The organism is Micromonospora sp. NPDC005172 (assembly GCF_040608555.1).
Taxonomy (GTDB): Bacteria; Actinomycetota; Actinomycetes; order Mycobacteriales; family Micromonosporaceae; genus Micromonospora.
Window position 1 is genome coordinate 1 of record NZ_JBEXIL010000087.1, and the last position, 15,807, is coordinate 15,807.

At 71.2% G+C, this 15,807-nt stretch carries 12 protein-coding genes and 1 pseudogene; 6 read left to right on the forward strand and 7 right to left on the reverse strand.

Annotated features, from left to right (window positions below):
• The first annotated feature begins 57 nt into the window (after positions 1-57).
• On the forward strand, positions 58-729 hold the full coding sequence (locus ABZV06_RS31065) for a hypothetical protein (RefSeq protein WP_355625784.1): 672 nt from the start codon (positions 58-60) through the stop codon (positions 727-729).
• 154 nt (positions 730-883) lie between these two features.
• Here the strand turns inward: ABZV06_RS31065 and ABZV06_RS31070 are convergent, their stop codons facing one another.
• From ABZV06_RS31070 to ABZV06_RS31080, 3 genes and pseudogenes are all read right to left on the reverse strand, one after another.
• On the reverse strand, positions 884-1,573 hold the full coding sequence (locus ABZV06_RS31070; RefSeq protein WP_355248248.1) for a lysophospholipid acyltransferase family protein: 690 nt from the start codon (positions 1,571-1,573) through the stop codon (positions 884-886).
• A 98-nt stretch (positions 1,574-1,671) separates the two neighbouring features.
• Positions 1,672-4,845 (reverse strand): isoleucine--tRNA ligase, encoded by a 3,174-nt coding sequence (gene ileS / locus ABZV06_RS31075; RefSeq protein ID WP_355625786.1) that lies wholly within the window; start codon positions 4,843-4,845, stop codon positions 1,672-1,674.
• 369 nt (positions 4,846-5,214) lie between these two features.
• Positions 5,215-5,571 (reverse strand): annotated as a pseudogene (locus tag ABZV06_RS31080) (alkaline phosphatase D family protein); the annotation flags it as partial.
• Positions 5,572-5,715: 144 nt separating this feature from the next.
• On the opposite strand from ABZV06_RS31080, the gene ABZV06_RS31085 reads away from it, so the two are divergent.
• The 3 genes from ABZV06_RS31085 to sigJ all read left to right on the forward strand — a co-directional run bounded on the left by ABZV06_RS31085 (position 5,716) and on the right by sigJ (position 8,242).
• Positions 5,716-6,834: an acyltransferase gene (locus tag ABZV06_RS31085; protein WP_355625798.1), complete on the forward strand. Its 1,119-nt coding sequence runs from the start codon at positions 5,716-5,718 to the stop codon at positions 6,832-6,834.
• A 92-nt stretch (positions 6,835-6,926) separates the two neighbouring features.
• Positions 6,927-7,370, forward strand: a complete 444-nt coding sequence (locus ABZV06_RS31090; protein ID WP_355625788.1) for a carboxymuconolactone decarboxylase family protein — start codon at positions 6,927-6,929, stop codon at positions 7,368-7,370.
• Positions 7,367-8,242 carry an RNA polymerase sigma factor SigJ gene (sigJ, locus tag ABZV06_RS31095; protein ID WP_355625790.1) on the forward strand — a complete coding sequence of 292 codons (876 nt, stop codon included), beginning with the start codon at positions 7,367-7,369 and terminating at the stop codon, positions 8,240-8,242. The genes ABZV06_RS31090 and sigJ overlap by 4 nt, the downstream gene beginning before the upstream one ends.
• Before the next feature lie 11 nt (positions 8,243-8,253).
• Here sigJ and ndk read toward each other — a convergent pair whose 3' ends face one another.
• Positions 8,254-8,679 (reverse strand): nucleoside-diphosphate kinase, encoded by a 426-nt coding sequence (ndk, locus tag ABZV06_RS31100; RefSeq protein ID WP_355248259.1) that lies wholly within the window; start codon positions 8,677-8,679, stop codon positions 8,254-8,256.
• Between the two features lie 142 nt (positions 8,680-8,821).
• Here ndk and ABZV06_RS31105 point away from each other — a divergent pair, with 142 nt between their 5' ends.
• Positions 8,822-10,312: a VOC family protein gene (locus ABZV06_RS31105; protein WP_355625792.1), complete on the forward strand. Its 1,491-nt coding sequence runs from the start codon at positions 8,822-8,824 to the stop codon at positions 10,310-10,312.
• A gap of 30 nt (positions 10,313-10,342) precedes the next feature.
• Here the strand turns inward: ABZV06_RS31105 and ABZV06_RS31110 are convergent, their stop codons facing one another.
• Genes ABZV06_RS31110 through ABZV06_RS31120 form a run of 3 tightly spaced genes read right to left on the reverse strand, consistent with a single transcriptional unit; the run spans position 10,343 to position 14,780 of the window.
• Positions 10,343-10,834: a DUF4233 domain-containing protein gene (locus ABZV06_RS31110; protein WP_355625794.1), complete on the reverse strand. Its 492-nt coding sequence runs from the start codon at positions 10,832-10,834 to the stop codon at positions 10,343-10,345.
• The gene (locus tag ABZV06_RS31115; RefSeq protein ID WP_355625796.1) at positions 10,831-12,165 is read right to left on the reverse strand and encodes a folylpolyglutamate synthase/dihydrofolate synthase family protein; all 1,335 of its coding nucleotides are present in this window, start codon (positions 12,163-12,165) and stop codon (positions 10,831-10,833) included. The genes ABZV06_RS31110 and ABZV06_RS31115 overlap by 4 nt, the downstream gene beginning before the upstream one ends.
• Positions 12,162-14,780: a valine--tRNA ligase gene (locus ABZV06_RS31120; protein WP_355248269.1), complete on the reverse strand. Its 2,619-nt coding sequence runs from the start codon at positions 14,778-14,780 to the stop codon at positions 12,162-12,164. The genes ABZV06_RS31115 and ABZV06_RS31120 overlap by 4 nt, the downstream gene beginning before the upstream one ends.
• A gap of 69 nt (positions 14,781-14,849) precedes the next feature.
• Here ABZV06_RS31120 and ABZV06_RS31125 point away from each other — a divergent pair, with 69 nt between their 5' ends.
• Positions 14,850-15,536 carry a hypothetical protein gene (locus ABZV06_RS31125; protein WP_355248271.1) on the forward strand — a complete coding sequence of 229 codons (687 nt, stop codon included), beginning with the start codon at positions 14,850-14,852 and terminating at the stop codon, positions 15,534-15,536.
• The last annotated feature ends 271 nt before the right edge of the window (positions 15,537-15,807 follow it).

A 15,807-nucleotide genomic window follows, 5' to 3' on the forward strand; every position in this document is an offset into this window, starting at 1 on the left:
GCAGGACGCGGCCAGGTTCGCGTCAGACTAGTAAATAGACCCCACTGCCGCGAAGACATGGGTAACAGACTCTTCCCGGTCGCAGAAGCAAGGCCGAAGCAGCGCCGGGGCCGGCGGTCGGCCACACCGCCGCCGGGCGGGGAGGCCCCCAAGGGGTACGCGCCCCCTCCGGCACGCCGACGGCGTCGCTGGCCCTGGCTGCTGTTGCTGAGCCTGGCCTGCTGCTGCGGGTGCCCCGCCTACTACGGTCTGCCGGTCTCGTCCCAGTACCCGGCCCGCGCCGCGCTGCCCGAGCAGGTCGCCGATCTGAGCCTGCGTCAGGACGACGGCAGCGCCGAGACGGCAAAGCAGTTGGAGAGCGAGGTTCGCCAGGAGCACTGGCTGGCCGAGGACACCTTCGCGGGCGTCTACGCGACGGCGGACGGCAAGCGGGTGACGGTCTTCGGCGGCACCGGCTTCCGACTGACTCCCGAGGCGGACGCGGACGAGGAGATCACCCGACTCGGTGACCGCTACGCGCTGGAGGCGCCCGAGACGGTGCAGACCGGCGTACGGGGTCGCTACGAGCGCTGCGCGGTCGGCCGGCCCGCCGGCGGCGACGTGGTGGTGTGCACCTCGGTCGACCACGGCAGCATCGCCACCGGGGTGTTCACCCGGCTCTCCGTCTCGGACAGCGCGACGCTGCTGGACACCCTGCGTACGCAGATCGTCCAGCCCAAGCAGGGCTGAACGCCGTCCGTGCCGCTGCGTGAGGTCACCCGGACGGCCTGCGCCGGAGAGCCGTATGCCTGTGAGTCATAGATATGTCTCACAGGTATACCTCCGTCCAACGCGACTGCCTCCCGCGAGACGCGTCGCGCCCCGCGTGCGGAGGGGCCGCGGGTCAGGCGTCGCCGGCCGGATCGGTGTCGGCGCGCTTCGGGGCGTAGCGCGGGACGTACTCCTGGCCGGTGAGCTTCTGGATCTCGCTCATCACCTCGTCGGTCATCTGCCGCAGCGAGGCGCGGTCGTCCGGGCGGCCGGTGAAGTCCAGCGGCTTACCGAACTTGACGGTGATCTTGGCGGTGCCGGGGCGGGGCACCCGGGCGCCGATCGGCTGCGCCTTGTCCGTGCCGACCGTGCCCACCGGGATGATCGGCACGCCGGCGGCGATCGCCAGCCGGGCCGCACCGGTGCGTCCCCGGTAGAGCTTGCCGTCCGGGGAGCGGGTGCCCTCCGGGTAGACCACCACCAGGTCACCACCCCGCAGTGCCGGGATGGCGGCGTCGAACGCGGACAACGCGGCACGCCCACCGGCCCGCTCCACCGGGATCGCGCCCAGACCGGTGAGGACGAACTTGGAGAACGCGCCCTTCGCGCCGGTGCCCGTGAAGTACTCCGACTTGGCCCAGAACGCCAGGTGCCGGGGCACCACCGTGCCGAGGAACAGCTCGTCAGCCACCGAGAGGTGATTGCCTGCGAAGATAGCGCCGCCGGTCTCCGGCACGTGTTCCAGACCCTCCACGGCCGGGCGGAACGCCAACCGCAGCGCGGGCGCCACGGTGAGCTTGCCGATGGTGTAGAGCAGGGGCACTGGTCCTCCGGCAGATGAGGTGCGAACAGGCGGTGTCACGGTAGCGGACGCCTCCACACCCAGCAGACACCAGGTGTGGAGGCGTTCGCGTCCGTGCCCTACGACCGACGGACGGTGACCGCCACCCGCTCGCCCTCGCCCACCTCACCGGCGAAACCGTCGAGGCCCTCGGCGAAGTCGACCGAGTCGGCCAGCACCTCACCCGACACGAACTCCATGTACGCGGCCACCGCGGCGCGTACCTCCTCGGACGCCGACACCGACACCACGATCCGGTCCGACACGTCCAGGTCGGCGTCGCGGCGGGCCTGCTGCACCACCCGCACCACGTCGCGGGCCAGGCCCTCGGCGGCCAACTCCGGGGTGACCTCGGTGTCGAGCACCACCACGCCCTCGCCGCCGGGCAGCGGCGCCGAGTGCTCGGCGTCGGCCGCCACGAGACGTAGCTCGTACTCGCCCTCGGCCAGGGTGATGCCGGCCGCCACCGGGGCGCCGTCGACCAACTCCCACTCGCCCGCCTTGACCGCCTTGATCACCTGCTGGACCTGCTTGCCGACGCGCGGACCGAGCGCCCGCGGCACCACGGTCAAGACCTGCTCGCAGTACGCGGACAGCTCGGCGCTGAACTCCACCGCCTTCACGTTGACCTCGTCGGCGATCAGGTCGGCGAACGGACGTAACTGCTCCGCCGCCGGCGAGGCCACCGTCAACGTCGACAGCGGCAGCCGTACGCGCAGCCCCTTGGCCTTGCGCAGGGACAGCGCCGCCGAGGCGACCGCCCGGACGTTGTCCATCGCCGCCACCAGGTCGTGGTCGGCCGGGAACTCGCTCGCCTCCGGCCAGTCGGTCAGGTGCACCGAGCGCTCCCCGGTCAGCCCACGCCAGATCTCCTCCGCGGTCAGCGGCGCGAGCGGCGCCACCACCCGGCAGAGCGTCTCCAGCACGGTCGACAGCGTGTCGAAGGCGTTCGCGTCACCGGACCAGAACCGGTCCCGCGAGCGGCGCACGTACCAGTTGGTCAGCGCGTCCAGGTAGGACCGCACGGTGGCGCACGCGCCCGAGATGTCGTACGCGTCCATCTGCGCGGAGGCCGTCGACACCAGCTCGTTCGTCTTCGCCAGGATGTACCGGTCGAGCAGGGTGCCCGCGGCGTCGCCGCCGCCGGTCGGCTCAGCGTCGGTCCTCCGCTTGGCCCGGTAGCCGTCGGCGTTGGCGTAGAGCGAGAAGAAGTACCAGACGTTCCACAGCGGCAGCAGCACCTGTCGCACGGCGTCGCGGATCAACGTCTCGGTGACCGCCATGTCCCCGCCCCGCAACACCGGCGAGGACATCAGCATCCAGCGCATCGCGTCCGAGCCGTACGCGTCGAAGACGTGGTAGACGTCCGGATAGTTGCGCAGGCTCTTGGACATCTTGCGCCCGTCCGAGCCGAGCAGGATGCCGTGGCTCAGGCAGTTGCGGAACGCCGGCCGGTCGAACAACGCGGTGGCCAGCACGTGCATCGTGTAGAACCAGCCGCGGGTCTGCCCGATGTACTCGACGATGAAGTCACCCGGGTAGTGGTGCTCGAACCAGTCCGCGTTCTCGAACGGGTAGTGCACCTGGGCGAACGGCATCGACCCGGACTCGAACCAGCAGTCCAACACCTCCGGCACCCGGCGCATCATCGACTGACCGGTCGGGTCGTCCGGGTTGGGGCGGACCAGGTCGTCCACCTCGGGCCGGTGCAGGTCGGTCAGGCGTACGCCGAAGTCCCGCTCGATGTCGGCGAGCGAGCCGTAGACGTCCAGGCGCGGGTAGTTCGGGTCGTCGGACTTCCACACCGGGATCGGCGAGCCCCAGAACCGGTTCCGGCTGATCGACCAGTCCCGCGCGTTCGCCAGCCACTTGCCGAACGAGCCGTCCTTGATGTGGCCGGGCGTCCAGTTGATCTCCTGGTTCAGCTCGACCATCCGGTCCCGGAACTTCGTCACGGCGACGAACCACGACGACACCGCCTTGTAGACCAGCGGGGTGTCGCAGCGCCAGCAGTGCGGGTACGAGTGGGTGTAAGTGTCCTGCCGCAGCACCACCCCCCGATCCTTCAGCTCCCGGATCACCGGCTTGTTGACGTCGAAGACCTGCTCACCCTGGTACGGCGGCACCAGCGCGGTGAACCGCGTGTGGTCGTCCACGGTGACGATGGTGGGGATGCCGGCCGCGTTGCAGACGTTCTGGTCGTCCTCACCGAACGCCGGGGCGAGGTGCACGATCCCGGTGCCGTCCTCGGTGGTGACGAACTCCGCGCCCAGCACCTGGTACGCGTTCTCGCCGGCCTGCTCGACGAGGAAGTCGAACAGCGGGGTGTAGCGGCGTCCGACCAGGTCCCGGCCGTACACCGTGCCGACCTGCTCGTACCCGTCCAGCTCCTTGGCGTACGCGGCCACCCGCGCCGCGCCCACCACGAACCGTTCCCCGTCGCGTTCCAGCACCGCGTACTCGATGTCCGGCCCGACGGCGAGCGCCAGGTTCGACGGCAGGGTCCACGGCGTGGTCGTCCAGACGCCCAGCTTGACCGGCCCGCGCACCAGCTCCGGGGCGGACTCGTCGGCGGTCAGCCCGAACCACACGGTAAGCGTCGGGTCGTGCCGGTCCCGGTAGACGTCGTCCATCCGGGTCTCGGTGTTCGACAGCGGCGTCTCGCAGCGCCAGCAGTACGCCAGCACCCGGAAACCCTCGTAGATCAGACCCTTGTCGTGCAGGGTCTTGAAGGCCCACATGACGCTTTCCATGTAGTCCAGGTCGAGGGTCTTGTAGTCGTTGGTGAAGTCGACCCAGCGGGCCTGGCGGTTGATGTACCGCTCCCAGTCCTGGGTGAACTCCAGCACCGACGTGCGGCACGCCTCGTTGAACCGGGCCACGCCCAGGTCGATGATCTCCGCCTTGCTGGTGATGCCGAGCTGCTTCTCGGCCACCACCTCGGCGGGCAGACCGTGGCAGTCCCAGCCGAAGCGCCGCTCGACGTGCCGCCCGCGCATCGTCTGGTAGCGCGGCACCACGTCCTTGACGTACCCGGTGAACAGGTGGCCGTAGTGCGGCAGGCCGTTGGCGAACGGCGGACCGTCGTAGAAGACGTACTCGTTCGTGCCGTCGTCGCCGGCCGGGCGGGCCTCGATGCTGGCCTCGAAGGTCTTGTCGGCCGTCCAGTGCTCCAGCACCCGGCGCTCGACCGCGGGCAGGTCCGGGCTCGCCGGGACACCGGCGGCGGTCGGGTCGTGCAACGGATAGGCCATCGGGGGTCGCTCTCCTCATGCAGCTCACGCAACGTGGGTCTGCGAGGACGAACCTTCCGGGGTACGCCGACGACGGCGCTCCCGGGTGGTCCGCGGTACCACCCCGCTTGGCGGTCAGGATCGACCGCCCGCTCATTGGCCGGCTGTGACGGGCCGCACCCGTCCGGTTCTACTGGGCCGGTTACCCGGCTGTTCTTCCGGAGGCTCACCGGTGATAGCCGGTTCATCGCCATACGAAGCACAACGATACAAGACCAACCCCCCACCCCGCCCCCGACTAAACCCCACCTCGTCGATCATGAAGTTATTGCCGTCCGGGTCGGCGTGTCATGGCAACAACTTCATGATCAACCGAAGGCGACCGAGGGGTTAGGGGGTTGGGAGGGCCCCGGAATCGCCGTCGATCTGGACCTCGCCGAAGTGCTGGAAGCCCTCCGCCGGGGAGGTGTTCGCGCTCGGTGGGGCGTGCACGAAGACCGCCCGCGGACCGAACGTGCCGTCGAGGGCGTTCGGGCCGAACGCGCCGGCGTGCGCCGGCCCGGAGACGAACTCCCAGAACGGCGTGAAGTCGCCGACCGCCGCACGGGAGGGGTCGTAGTGGTGCGCGGCGGAATAGTGCACGTCGGCCGTGAGGAAGACCATGCCGGTGACCCCGGCCCGATGGGTGGCCCGCAGCGCCTCGGCGAACTCCAGCTCACGCCCGGCCGGCGCGCCCGGGTCGCCCTGACCGCGGTCGGCGGTCCGGGTGACGGGCGCCGGATCGCCTGTTGTCCGAAGGGCGCGAACGGGCTACCAGCGCGGCTTGACCCCGGTGACCGGCTCGCGCAGACTTCGCCGGTGCGTCCGCTCAACCACGACGAGTTCCAGGCCATGCGTCGATTCCCCGCGCTGGACGGCCTGCGGGCCGTGGCGGCCGTCATGGTCTTCGCCTTCCACTTCGGCGGCCCGTCCTGGGCCTGGTTGACGGGCTGGATCGGCGTACACCTGTTCTTCGTGCTCTCCGGTTTCCTCATCACGACGCTGCTGTTGCGGGAGGAGCACCGCTACGGGCGGGTCTCGCTGCGCGCGTTCTACCTGCGGCGGTTCTTCCGGATCATGCCGGTGTACCTGCTCGTGCTCCTGCTGACCTGGGCGCTGGCCCGGCTCAACGGCACTGCCGACGCGGTCGAACGCGCACTGGCGTACTACCTGCTCCTGCTCAACGACTTCCTGCCGGCCAACGCCCCGTACCTGCACTCCTGGACGATCGGGATCGAGCAGAAGTTCTACCTGCTCTGGCCGGCGATCGCCTTCGTGCTGGTGACCGGCGCCTTCCGTCGCCGGCTCGCCGTCACCCTCGGGCTCCTCGTGCTCCTCGTCGCGCTGATCCCGCCGGAGATCGCCTGGCTGAGCTGGCCCATCCACTACGTGGCGATCCTGCTCGGTTGCCTGACCGCCGTGCTGATGCACCACCCGCGCGGCTTCGCCCTCCTCCGGCCGCTGACCCACCCGGTCACCGCCAGCGTGGTGATCGTGGCCTTCGCCGCCGTGCAGGTGGCCGTGCGGTACTGGCCGGTCCGCCTCGGCCAGGAGGCGCTCATCGGCAGCTACGCGGCGGCCGCCGCGCTGCTGCTGCCGGCTCTGCTGTCGCGCAGCGTCCCGGCCCGTGTGCTGGGGCTGCGGCCGCTGGTGTTCGTGGGCGAACGGTCGTACTCGATGTACCTGGTCCAGTCCATCGCGGCGCACGCGGCGGTCGGGCTGCTGCCCGCGCTGGGGCGGCACAGCACCGTTATCTTCGTGGGCGCCGTCGTGGTGGCGTTGGTCCTCGCGGACGTGCTCTACCGCTGGGTCGAGCTACCGATGATCAAGGTGGGCCGCGACCTGGCGGCACGAGTGTCCCGACCCGCACCCCGCGACCAGGACCGCCTACCCGGCGACGTCGACGGTCTCGTCCGGATCCCGCGCCCCCGCGAGGTGCTCCCGGACACCGTCCCCGCGACCCGCGGTTGACCCAGCCGAGTGACCGGGCTCATAGCCCCGGTTGTCACAGCGCGGCCGGATCGGACCGTCGTAGCGGTGTCGAACCGATCAAGGAGGTTGCTGTGCAACGGATGAAGCTTTTCGAGGTCGCGCCGCAGGGATACCAGGCCGTGTCGGGCCTGGAGAAGTACGTCCAGGCGAACGTCGACCACACCGTGCTGGAGCTGGTCAAGCTGCGGGCGTCGATGCTCAACGGCTGCGCGTACTGCGTGGACATGCACAGCCGCGACGCCCTCGCCGCCGGCGAGTCGAGCCGGCGGCTGTTCGCGGTGGCCGCCTGGCGGGAGGCGCCGTCGTTCTTCGACGAGCGGGAGCAAGCCGCGCTGGCGCTCACCGACGCGGTGACCCGGCTCGGCGAGCACGGCGTGTCGGACGAGGTGTGGGACGCCGCCGCGAAGGTCTGGTCGGAGAAGGAGTTGGCCGACCTGGTCCTCGCGATCGCCACAATCAACGTGTGGAATCGCATCGCCGTGACGACGCACACGGAGCCCCCGGCACAGGTGTGACGACCGAGGCGGCAGAGGCGGCCGGTGCGCTCCAGGCGCACCGGCCGATGCTGCTCGGGCTCGCCTACCGGCTGCTCGGCAGCCGGCACGACGCGGAGGACGTGCTCCAGGAGGCGTACCTGCGCTGGCTGGGCGTGGACCGCTCGACGGTGGCCGAGCCGCGCCGCTACCTGTCCCGGGTGGTGACCCGGCTCGCGTTGGACCGGCTGCGGTCCCGGCAGGCGGCCCGCGAGACGTACGTCGGACCGTGGCTCCCCGAACCGGTGCCGACCGAGCCCTCGCCGTTCGGCCCGCTGGACCGCGTGGAGCTGCGGGACTCGCTGTCCACCGCGCTGCTGCACGTGTTGGAACGGCTCACGCCCCCGGAGCGCGCCGTGTACGTCCTGCGCACCGCGTTCGACATGCCGTACGCCGAGATCGCGGAGATCCTGGACCGGACCCCGGAGGACTGTCGGCAGTTGCACCACCGGGCGACCACACGCGTACACCAGGACGACCGCCGTTTCACGGCCCGCCGGTCGGAACGTGAACGGTTGCTGGAGGCGTTCCTCGCCGCCGCCCGCGACGGCGACCTGGCGACGCTCACCCGTCTGGTGGCCGCGGACGTCACGGCGTGGAACGACGGTGGAGGTCGAGTGCGTTCCGCGCGCAACCCGGTGCACGGTGCGGACCGGGTCGCCCGGTTCTACGCCGGGATCTACGGCCCACGCCGCGAGTGGACGGCGCGGCGGGTCGAGTTGAACGGCGAACCCGCCATCCTGCTCACCCGCGGCGACGGCGGCCGCTACACGATGACCGTCACCGCCGCCGCCGGTCGGATCACCGGGATCTACGTGGTGGGCAACCCGGAGAAGCTACCGCCGGTCGACTGAACCCGACGCGGTCAGCCCAGCTCGGGGAACCAGAGCGCGATCTCGCGCTTGGCGCTGTCCGGCGAGTCGGAGGCGTGCACCAGGTTCTCCCGGTTGGACAGCGACAGGTCACCGCGGATGGTGCCGGCGGCGGCCTTGCGGCCGTCGGTCGCGCCGACCAACCCACGGACCACGTCGATGACCTGGTCGCCGGAGAGGACCAGGGCGACCAGCGGGCCACCGGTCATGAAGTCCTTCAACGGGGGGTAGAACGCCTTGTCGACGTGCTCGGCGTAGTGCGCGTCCGCGAGCGCGGCGTCCATCGTCCGGTGCACCATCGCGTCGATCCGCAGCCCCTTGCGCTCGAAGCGGGAGAGGACCTCGCCGACCAGACCGCGGCGGACCGCGTCGGGCTTGATCAGCACGAGGCTGCGCTCTTCCGGGCTGTTGCTGGACACGCTGGGTTCCTCCTGTACGCGCAGAACGCTCGGGGTCGGTACGGTCAGCGTAGCGACCCGGTCCCGGCACCGGCGCGGCGGCCGGTCTTTCCACCGGTGGCCGATCCGGCCTAGCCTGGCCCTGACCCCCGGGAGGTCCACTGTGGCGAATGGCGGGAACCGGCCCATCGCGCCGGTACGCAAGCTGGTCGGCACGGTGCTCGGCACCGTGGCCACCTTCGTCGTCCTCTTCGGGCTGGGCATGACCAGCTGGGCCATCGTCGCCCTCGGTGTCGCCCTGCTGGTGCTGGCGATCGCACTGGCCACGGTGAAGGGCGGCGGGCGCACCTGGGTCGTCGGCGTGGCGCACGTGCACAGCGCCTCCGAGCCACCCACCCAGTACGCGTTCGGCCGGTGCGAGCTGCAACTCGTCATCGACGCGCCCGGCCTGCCACCCCGATCCAAGAAGATCATCGAGCCGCGGGTGCCGGTCTCCAAGTGGCCGTCGCTGGGCCAGACCCTGCCCATCCGGGTCGCTCTCGACGACCAGCGGCACATCAAGGTCCTCTGGGACGAGGTGCCCACCCACGCCGAGACCGCCGCGGCCGTCGCGGACCTCCCGCCCGAGTTCGGCGACATCGACCCCGTGGACGAGGTGCTGATCGAGCAGGACGCCCCGCCGTGGGCGGACCGCGCGCCGGACGACGACTTCCGCGATCCGCGCGGTGGCGACCCGTTCGGCGACCCGCGCGGCCCCGACCCGTTCCGCGACCCGCGCGGCGGCGACCCGTTCCGCGACCCGCGCGGCCCCGATCCCCTGCGCGACGACCGGGCCCCCGACGAGCGCGAGCCGGTGGTGGTGAGCCGGGCCCCCGGCGGCCCGGTGGTCCTCGAAGGCGTCGTCGTCGAGCAGCAGACCGGCGCCGGACTGCCTCGGCGGGCCACTCCCGCACCCCGCCCGGCGGCCGAGGAGCAGTTCGACCAGCCCGGCGCCGACCCTGTCGACACGGGCCACGACCGCGTCGGCGAGCCCGGCGTCGACCACGTCGCCGCCGCGGCGGAGGCCCGGACCGCAGCCACCTCGGACCGTCCCGACCGGGCCACCGAGACCCCGCCGGCGCAGCGGACCGGTCCGGCCGCCGCGGATCCGCTGGACCCGCTGGACCTGCCACTGGACGAGCCGACCCCGGCCGGAGCGGCCCGCGAGACCGTCACGGCCGAGTCCCTGGACGAGGCGATCTTCGGGTACGACGGGGCGTCGGCGACCGACCCGGCCGGCCCGATCAGCGGCGTCGGCCTGACCCTGCTGGTCACCGACCTGTCCCGGTCGCTCGGCTTCTACCGCGACATGCTCGGCTTCACCGAGGTCGACCAGGGCACCGGCAACGCGGTGCTCGCCTTCGGCACGACCCGGCTGGTGCTGCGCGAGGTCACCGGTGCGGCACCGATCAGCCGCCGGCTCGTGCACGTCAACCTCGAGGTGGACGACATCGAGGCGGCGTACGGGCGGCTGCGCGACTCCGGCGTCCGCTTCACGTACGCCCCGAGGGTCGTCAACCGGGGCAGCAAGCTGGAGGTGTGGGCGGCGGCCTTCCGGGACCCGGACGGCCACGGCATCGCCCTGACCCAGTGGCGCGAACGCGCCGACGCCTGACCCGGCCGGATCACTCAACCGGGTCGGGCGTCAGCCGAGGATGACCCGGCGGACGTGCAGCGCGTACGCCCAGACCAGCGCGAAGATGATGCCCAACACCAGCAGCGACCAGTGCAGCAGCCCGGCCAGGATCAGCAGGCCCTGCAGCACGGTGCCGGCGTGCCACGCCCAGGGGCGGCGCATCATCCCGGCGAGCAGGATGGCGGCCACCGCCAGGGCCACCACCACGGCGATCGCGGCGCCGCCGAGGTCACCGCCGACCACCCGGATCGGCTGGATGGCCAGCAGCAGTACCAGCGCCTCCAGGCCGAGCGTGCCGGCGCCGAGGCCCCGGACGGCGCCCTGCGGGTTACGCAGCCCGGAGCGCCGCACCTGTCCGGCCTCCGACTCCCCCACGGGCGATCCGGGCGTACCCGCTTCGCCGCGCGACGGGCCCGCCTCGCCGTGCGACGGACCTGCCTCGCCGCGCGACGGGCCGGTCGGGTCGTCGGTGGCGCGCGGGTCGCGCTCGGGGCCGGTCATCGCTTCAGGAGCCGACGGGCGTCGGCCACGGTGACCACCGAACCCGTGACCAGGACACCGACTCCGCTCAGCTCACCGGGGACGTCCTCCTCGGCCAGCGCGACCGCCAGCTCGATCGCGTCCGGCACCTCCTCGGCCACCTCGACGCGCTCCTCGCCGAAGATCTCGACGGCGAGCGCGGCGAGCTCCTTCGTCGGCATCGCCCGTGGCGAGCTGTTGCGGGTGACCACCACGACGTCGGCCACCGGCTCCAGCAGCTCCAACAGGCTGCTCGCGTCCTTGTCGGCGAGGACGCCGACAAGCGCCACCAGCTTGCTGAACGCGAACTCCTCCTGGAGAGCGGTCACGGTCGCCGCCATGCCGTGCGGGTTGTGCGCGCCGTCCAGCAGGACGGTCGGGGCATTGCGGACCCGCTCCAGCCGACCCGGGGAGCTGGCCGCGGCGAACCCCTCCCGGACGGCTTCGACGTCGAGCTGCCGGCGGGCCCCCGCCCCGAGGAACGCCTCCACGGCGGCGAGCGCCACCGCCGCGTTCTGTGCCTGGTGCGCGCCGTGCAGCGGGATGAACACATCGTCGTAGACGCCACCGAGACCCTGCAGTCTGAGCACCTGGCCGCCGACGGCGACCGCCCGGCTCAGGACGCCGAACTCGGCACCCTCACGGGCGATGGTGGCACCCACCTCGGAGCAGCGTTCGAGGAGGGGACGCGCGGCCTCCTCCTCCTGAGCCGCGGAGATCACGGTGGCGCCGGGATGGATGATGCCGGCCTTGGCCAGCGCGATGTCCTGGAGCGTGTCGCCGAGCCACTCGGTGTGGTCGAGGCCGATCGGGGTGATCACGCAGACCCCGGCCTGGATGACGTTCGTGGCGTCCTCGGCGCCGCCGAGTCCCACCTCGACCACCGCGATGTCGACGGGCGCGTCGGCGAACGTGGCGAACGCCAGCGCGGTCGTCATGTCGAAGTACGTCAGGGGCTCGTCGGACCGAGCGTCCACCAGCTCCGCCAGCGGCTTGATCTCCCCGTAGACCGCGGCGAACCGTTCCTCGCTCACCGGCTCGCCGTCCAGGCTGATCCGCTCCCGGACGGTCTCCAGGTGCGGACTCGTGTACCGGCCGGTGTGCAGGCCGAAGGCCCGCAGCAGAGAGTCGATCATCCGCGCGGTGGAGGTCTTGCCGTTGGTGCCCGTCAGGTGGATCGACGGGTAGGCCCGCTGCGGACTACCGAGCAGGTCGAGCAGCGACTCGATGCGGTCCAGCTCGAACACCATGCGGGTGAAACCGCGGGCGTTCAGCTCGGCTTCGGCGGCGGCGAAATCGGTACGGTCGGTCACGAGGTGAGCGTCTCCAGAGCAGCGTCGATCCGGACCAGGTCGGCCTCGGCGGTGGCGAGTCGGTCGCGGATCTTCGCGACGACCGGCTCGGGGGCCTTGCCGACGAAGGCCGGGTTGTCGAGCTTCGCCCGAGCCTGCGCGACCTCCTTCTCGGCGGCCGCGCGGTCCTTGGTCAGCCGGGCCCGCTCGGCGGCCACGTCGATCGACCCCCGGGTGTCCAACGCGACACCTACCGCGCCGGGCATGGCCAGCGTCGCGCTGGCCTGGAAGTCGTCACCGGCGGGGTCCAGGCGGACCAGCGACCGAATCAGCGGCTCGTGCGAAGCGATACCCGCGCCGGACAGTCCGTCCAGGCGCGCCGCCACCCGCTGCGTCGGGCGCAGCCCCTGGTCGGAACGGAACCGGCGGATCTCGGTGACGACCCGCTGCACGCCGACCAGCTCGGCCTCGGCGGCGTCGTCGACAAGCGACCGGTCGGCCACCGGCCAGGCGGCAGCCTGCACCGTCTCGCCGCCGGTCAACGCGAGCCACAGCTCCTCGGTGACGAACGGGATGACCGGGTGCAGCAGCCGCAGCAGCTGGTCGAGCACGTGCCCGAGCACCCGACGGCTGGCCTCCGCGCGCTCACCGCCCTCGGCGAGCACCGGCTTGCTCAGCTCGACGTACCAGTCGCAGACGTCGTCCCAGGCGAAGTGGTAGAGCAGGTCGCACACCTTGGCGAACTCGTACGCCTCGAACTGCTCGTCGACCTCGGCGGTGACGTGCGACAGCCGGGACAGGATCCAGCGGTCGACGGTGGAGAGCTGTTCGACGGGCGGCAGCTCACCGGTGGTGTGCGCGCCGTTCATCAACGCGAACCGGGTGACGTTCCACAACTTGTTACAGAAGTTACGCGAGCCCTGGCACCACTCCTCGCTGACCGGCACGTCCTGGCCGGGGTTCGCGCCCCGGGCCAGGGTGAACCGGGTGGCGTCGGCGCCGTACCTGTCGATCCAGTCCAGCGGGTCGACCACGTTGCCGAACGACTTCGACATCTTCTTGCCGAACTGGTCGCGCACCATGCCGTGCAGCGCGACCACGTCGAAGGGCGGCCGGCCGTCCATCGCGTAGAGGCCGAACATCATCATCCGGGCGACCCAGAAGAACAGGATGTCGTAACCGGTGACCAGCACGCTGGTCGGGTAGAACTTCGCCAGGTCCGGGGTCTCTGCCGGCCAGCCGAGGGTGGAGAACGGCCACAGGCCGCTGGAGAACCAGGTGTCCAGGACGTCCTCGTCCTGGTGCCAGCCCTCACCGGTCGGCGGCGTCTCGTCGGGGCCGACGCACACGATCTCGCCCGCCGGGCCGTACCAGACCGGGATGCGGTGCCCCCACCACAGCTGGCGGGAGATGCACCAGTCGTGCATGTTGTCGACCCAGGCAAAGTAGCGCTTGGCCAGCTCGGCCGGCTCGATGCGGACCCGACCGTCGCGCACCGCGTCACCGGCGGCCTGCGCGAGCGGGGCGGTGTTGACGAACCACTGCAACGACAGCCGCGGCTCGACCGTGGTCTTGCAGCGCGAACAGTGCCCCACCGCGTGCACGTACGGGCGCTTCTCGGCGACGATCCGGCCCTGCTCGCGCAGCGCGGCCACGATCGCGGGCCGCGCCTCGAACCGGTCCAGCCCCTCGAACGGGCCGGGCACGGTGATCACGCCACGCTCGTCCATGACGGTCAGCGCGGGCAGGTCGTGCCGCTGGCCGATCTCGAAGTCGTTCGGGTCGTGGGCGGGCGTCACCTTGACCATGCCGGTGCCGAAGGACGGGTCGACGTGCGCGTCGGCGACGATCGGGATTCGCCGGCCGGTGAGCGGCAGCTCCACCTCGGTGCCGATCAGGTGCTGGTAGCGCTCGTCGTCGGGGTGCACCGCCACGGCGGTGTCGCCCAGCATCGTCTCGGCCCGGGTGGTGGCCACCACGACCTCGTCGCTGTAGCGGATGGAGATCAGCTCACCGTCGTCGTCGGTGTGCTCCACCTCGATGTCGGAGAGCGCGGTCAGACAGCGCGGACACCAGTTGATGATGCGGTTGGCCCGGTAGATGAGGCCGTCGTCGAAGAGCTTCTTGAAGATCGTCTGGACGGCACGGGTGAGGCCGGCGTCCATGGTGAAGCGCTCGCGGTCCCAGTCGACGGAGTCGCCGAGGCGGCGCATCTGGCCGAGGATCGCGCCACCGGACTCGGCTTTCCACTGCCAGACCCGCTCGACGAACTTCTCCCGGCCGAGGTCGTGCCGGGACAGGCCCTCGGCGGCGAGCTGGCGCTCCACCAGGTTCTGGGTGGCGATGCCGGCGTGGTCCATGCCGGGCAGCCACAGGGCCTCGAAGCCCTGCATCCGCTTACGCCGCGTCAACGCGTCCATGAGCGTGTGCTCGAACGCGTGGCCCATGTGCAGGGAGCCGGTGACGTTCGGCGGCGGGATGACGATGGTGAAGGGGGGCTTGTCGCTGTCGGCGGAGGCCCGGAAGTGCCCAGCGGCTACCCACTGCTCGTACCGTCGCTGCTCTACCTCGCCGGGCTGGTACTGGCCGGCAAGGGTCGGGGCGTCGGGGCGTCGGGCATCCAGTCTCTCGGTCACCTGACAAGTCTACGGAGGGCTTCCGCAGACCTGACGTGCGCCACCTCTCGTTCGCGTACGGTGTCGGCTATGTCCGACGCACATCTCACCGAGCGGTCGCTCGACCACAGCCGCGAGCCGGTCGAACTGACCGAGGAGCCGATTCAGCTGAGCACTCGGGACACCGGCGGCGACCCCGACGAGCGCTCCGGTGGCTGGTCCCGGCGTCGCAAGATCGGCTGGACGGTCGCGCTGGTGGTCGGTCTCGCGGGGGCGGGCGTGTTCGGGGTCGGCGGATGGCGTGTGGCACAGCAGAAGGACACCCGGCTCACCTCACCCGAGCAGGTGGCGGGGTTGACGCGGGACGACAGCGAGCGGGCCAAGAGCACGGCGGACTACCTGCGCAGCGGCCTGGCCGCCGACATCGACCTGGACCGTAGTTTCGGGACCGTCTACCGCGACCCGGCCGACGACAAGCGCTCGGTGCTGGTCTTCGGCGGCACCACCCTGCTGTGGCAGCCCGAGCGCGACTTGAACAGCCTCTTCGGCCTGATGTCCGACGAGACCGGCGCGGTGACCGGCCTACGGGACGTGCCCGCCGGCGACCTGGGCGGCGTCATGAGGTGCGGCAGCACCAGCGGTGAGGGTGGCGACTTCGCGGTGTGCGGCTGGGCCGATCACGGCAGCGTGGTGATGGCGATGTTCCCCGGCAGGTCGGTCACCGACGCCGGCTCCCTGCTGCGCGACCTCCGCGACGGCATGCAGACCCGGGACTGACCCAACCCCGACCCCGACAGCACCAGCCCCCGCCCCCACCCCACCCCTCATGGTTGATCATGAAGTTATTGCCATTGCTGTCGGCGTGTCGCGGCAATAACTTCATGATCAACAGGGGATGGGGGTTGGGCAGGTGGGGTGTGGGGGAAATGCACATGCAGATAGGGCCACCCCTGTTCAGGGGTGGCCCTATCTGGAAGATTGTCCGGCGGTGTCCTACTCTCCCACACCCTCACGAGTGCAGTACCATCGGCGCTGGAGGGCTTAGCTT

Excerpts from the sequence above, each read along its gene's own strand:
- ABZV06_RS31065 (WP_355625784.1), top strand. The coding sequence starts at position 58 with ATGGGTAACAGACTCTTCCCGGTCGCAGAAGCAAGGCCGAAGCAGCGC.
- ileS (WP_355625786.1), bottom strand. The coding sequence starts at position 4,845 with ATGGCCTATCCGTTGCACGACCCGACCGCCGCCGGTGTCCCGGCGAGC.
- ABZV06_RS31085 (WP_355625798.1), top strand. The coding sequence starts at position 5,716 with ATGCGTCGATTCCCCGCGCTGGACGGCCTGCGGGCCGTGGCGGCCGTC.
- ABZV06_RS31110 (WP_355625794.1), bottom strand. The coding sequence starts at position 10,834 with ATGACCGGCCCCGAGCGCGACCCGCGCGCCACCGACGACCCGACCGGC.
- ABZV06_RS31125 (WP_355248271.1), top strand. The coding sequence starts at position 14,850 with ATGTCCGACGCACATCTCACCGAGCGGTCGCTCGACCACAGCCGCGAG.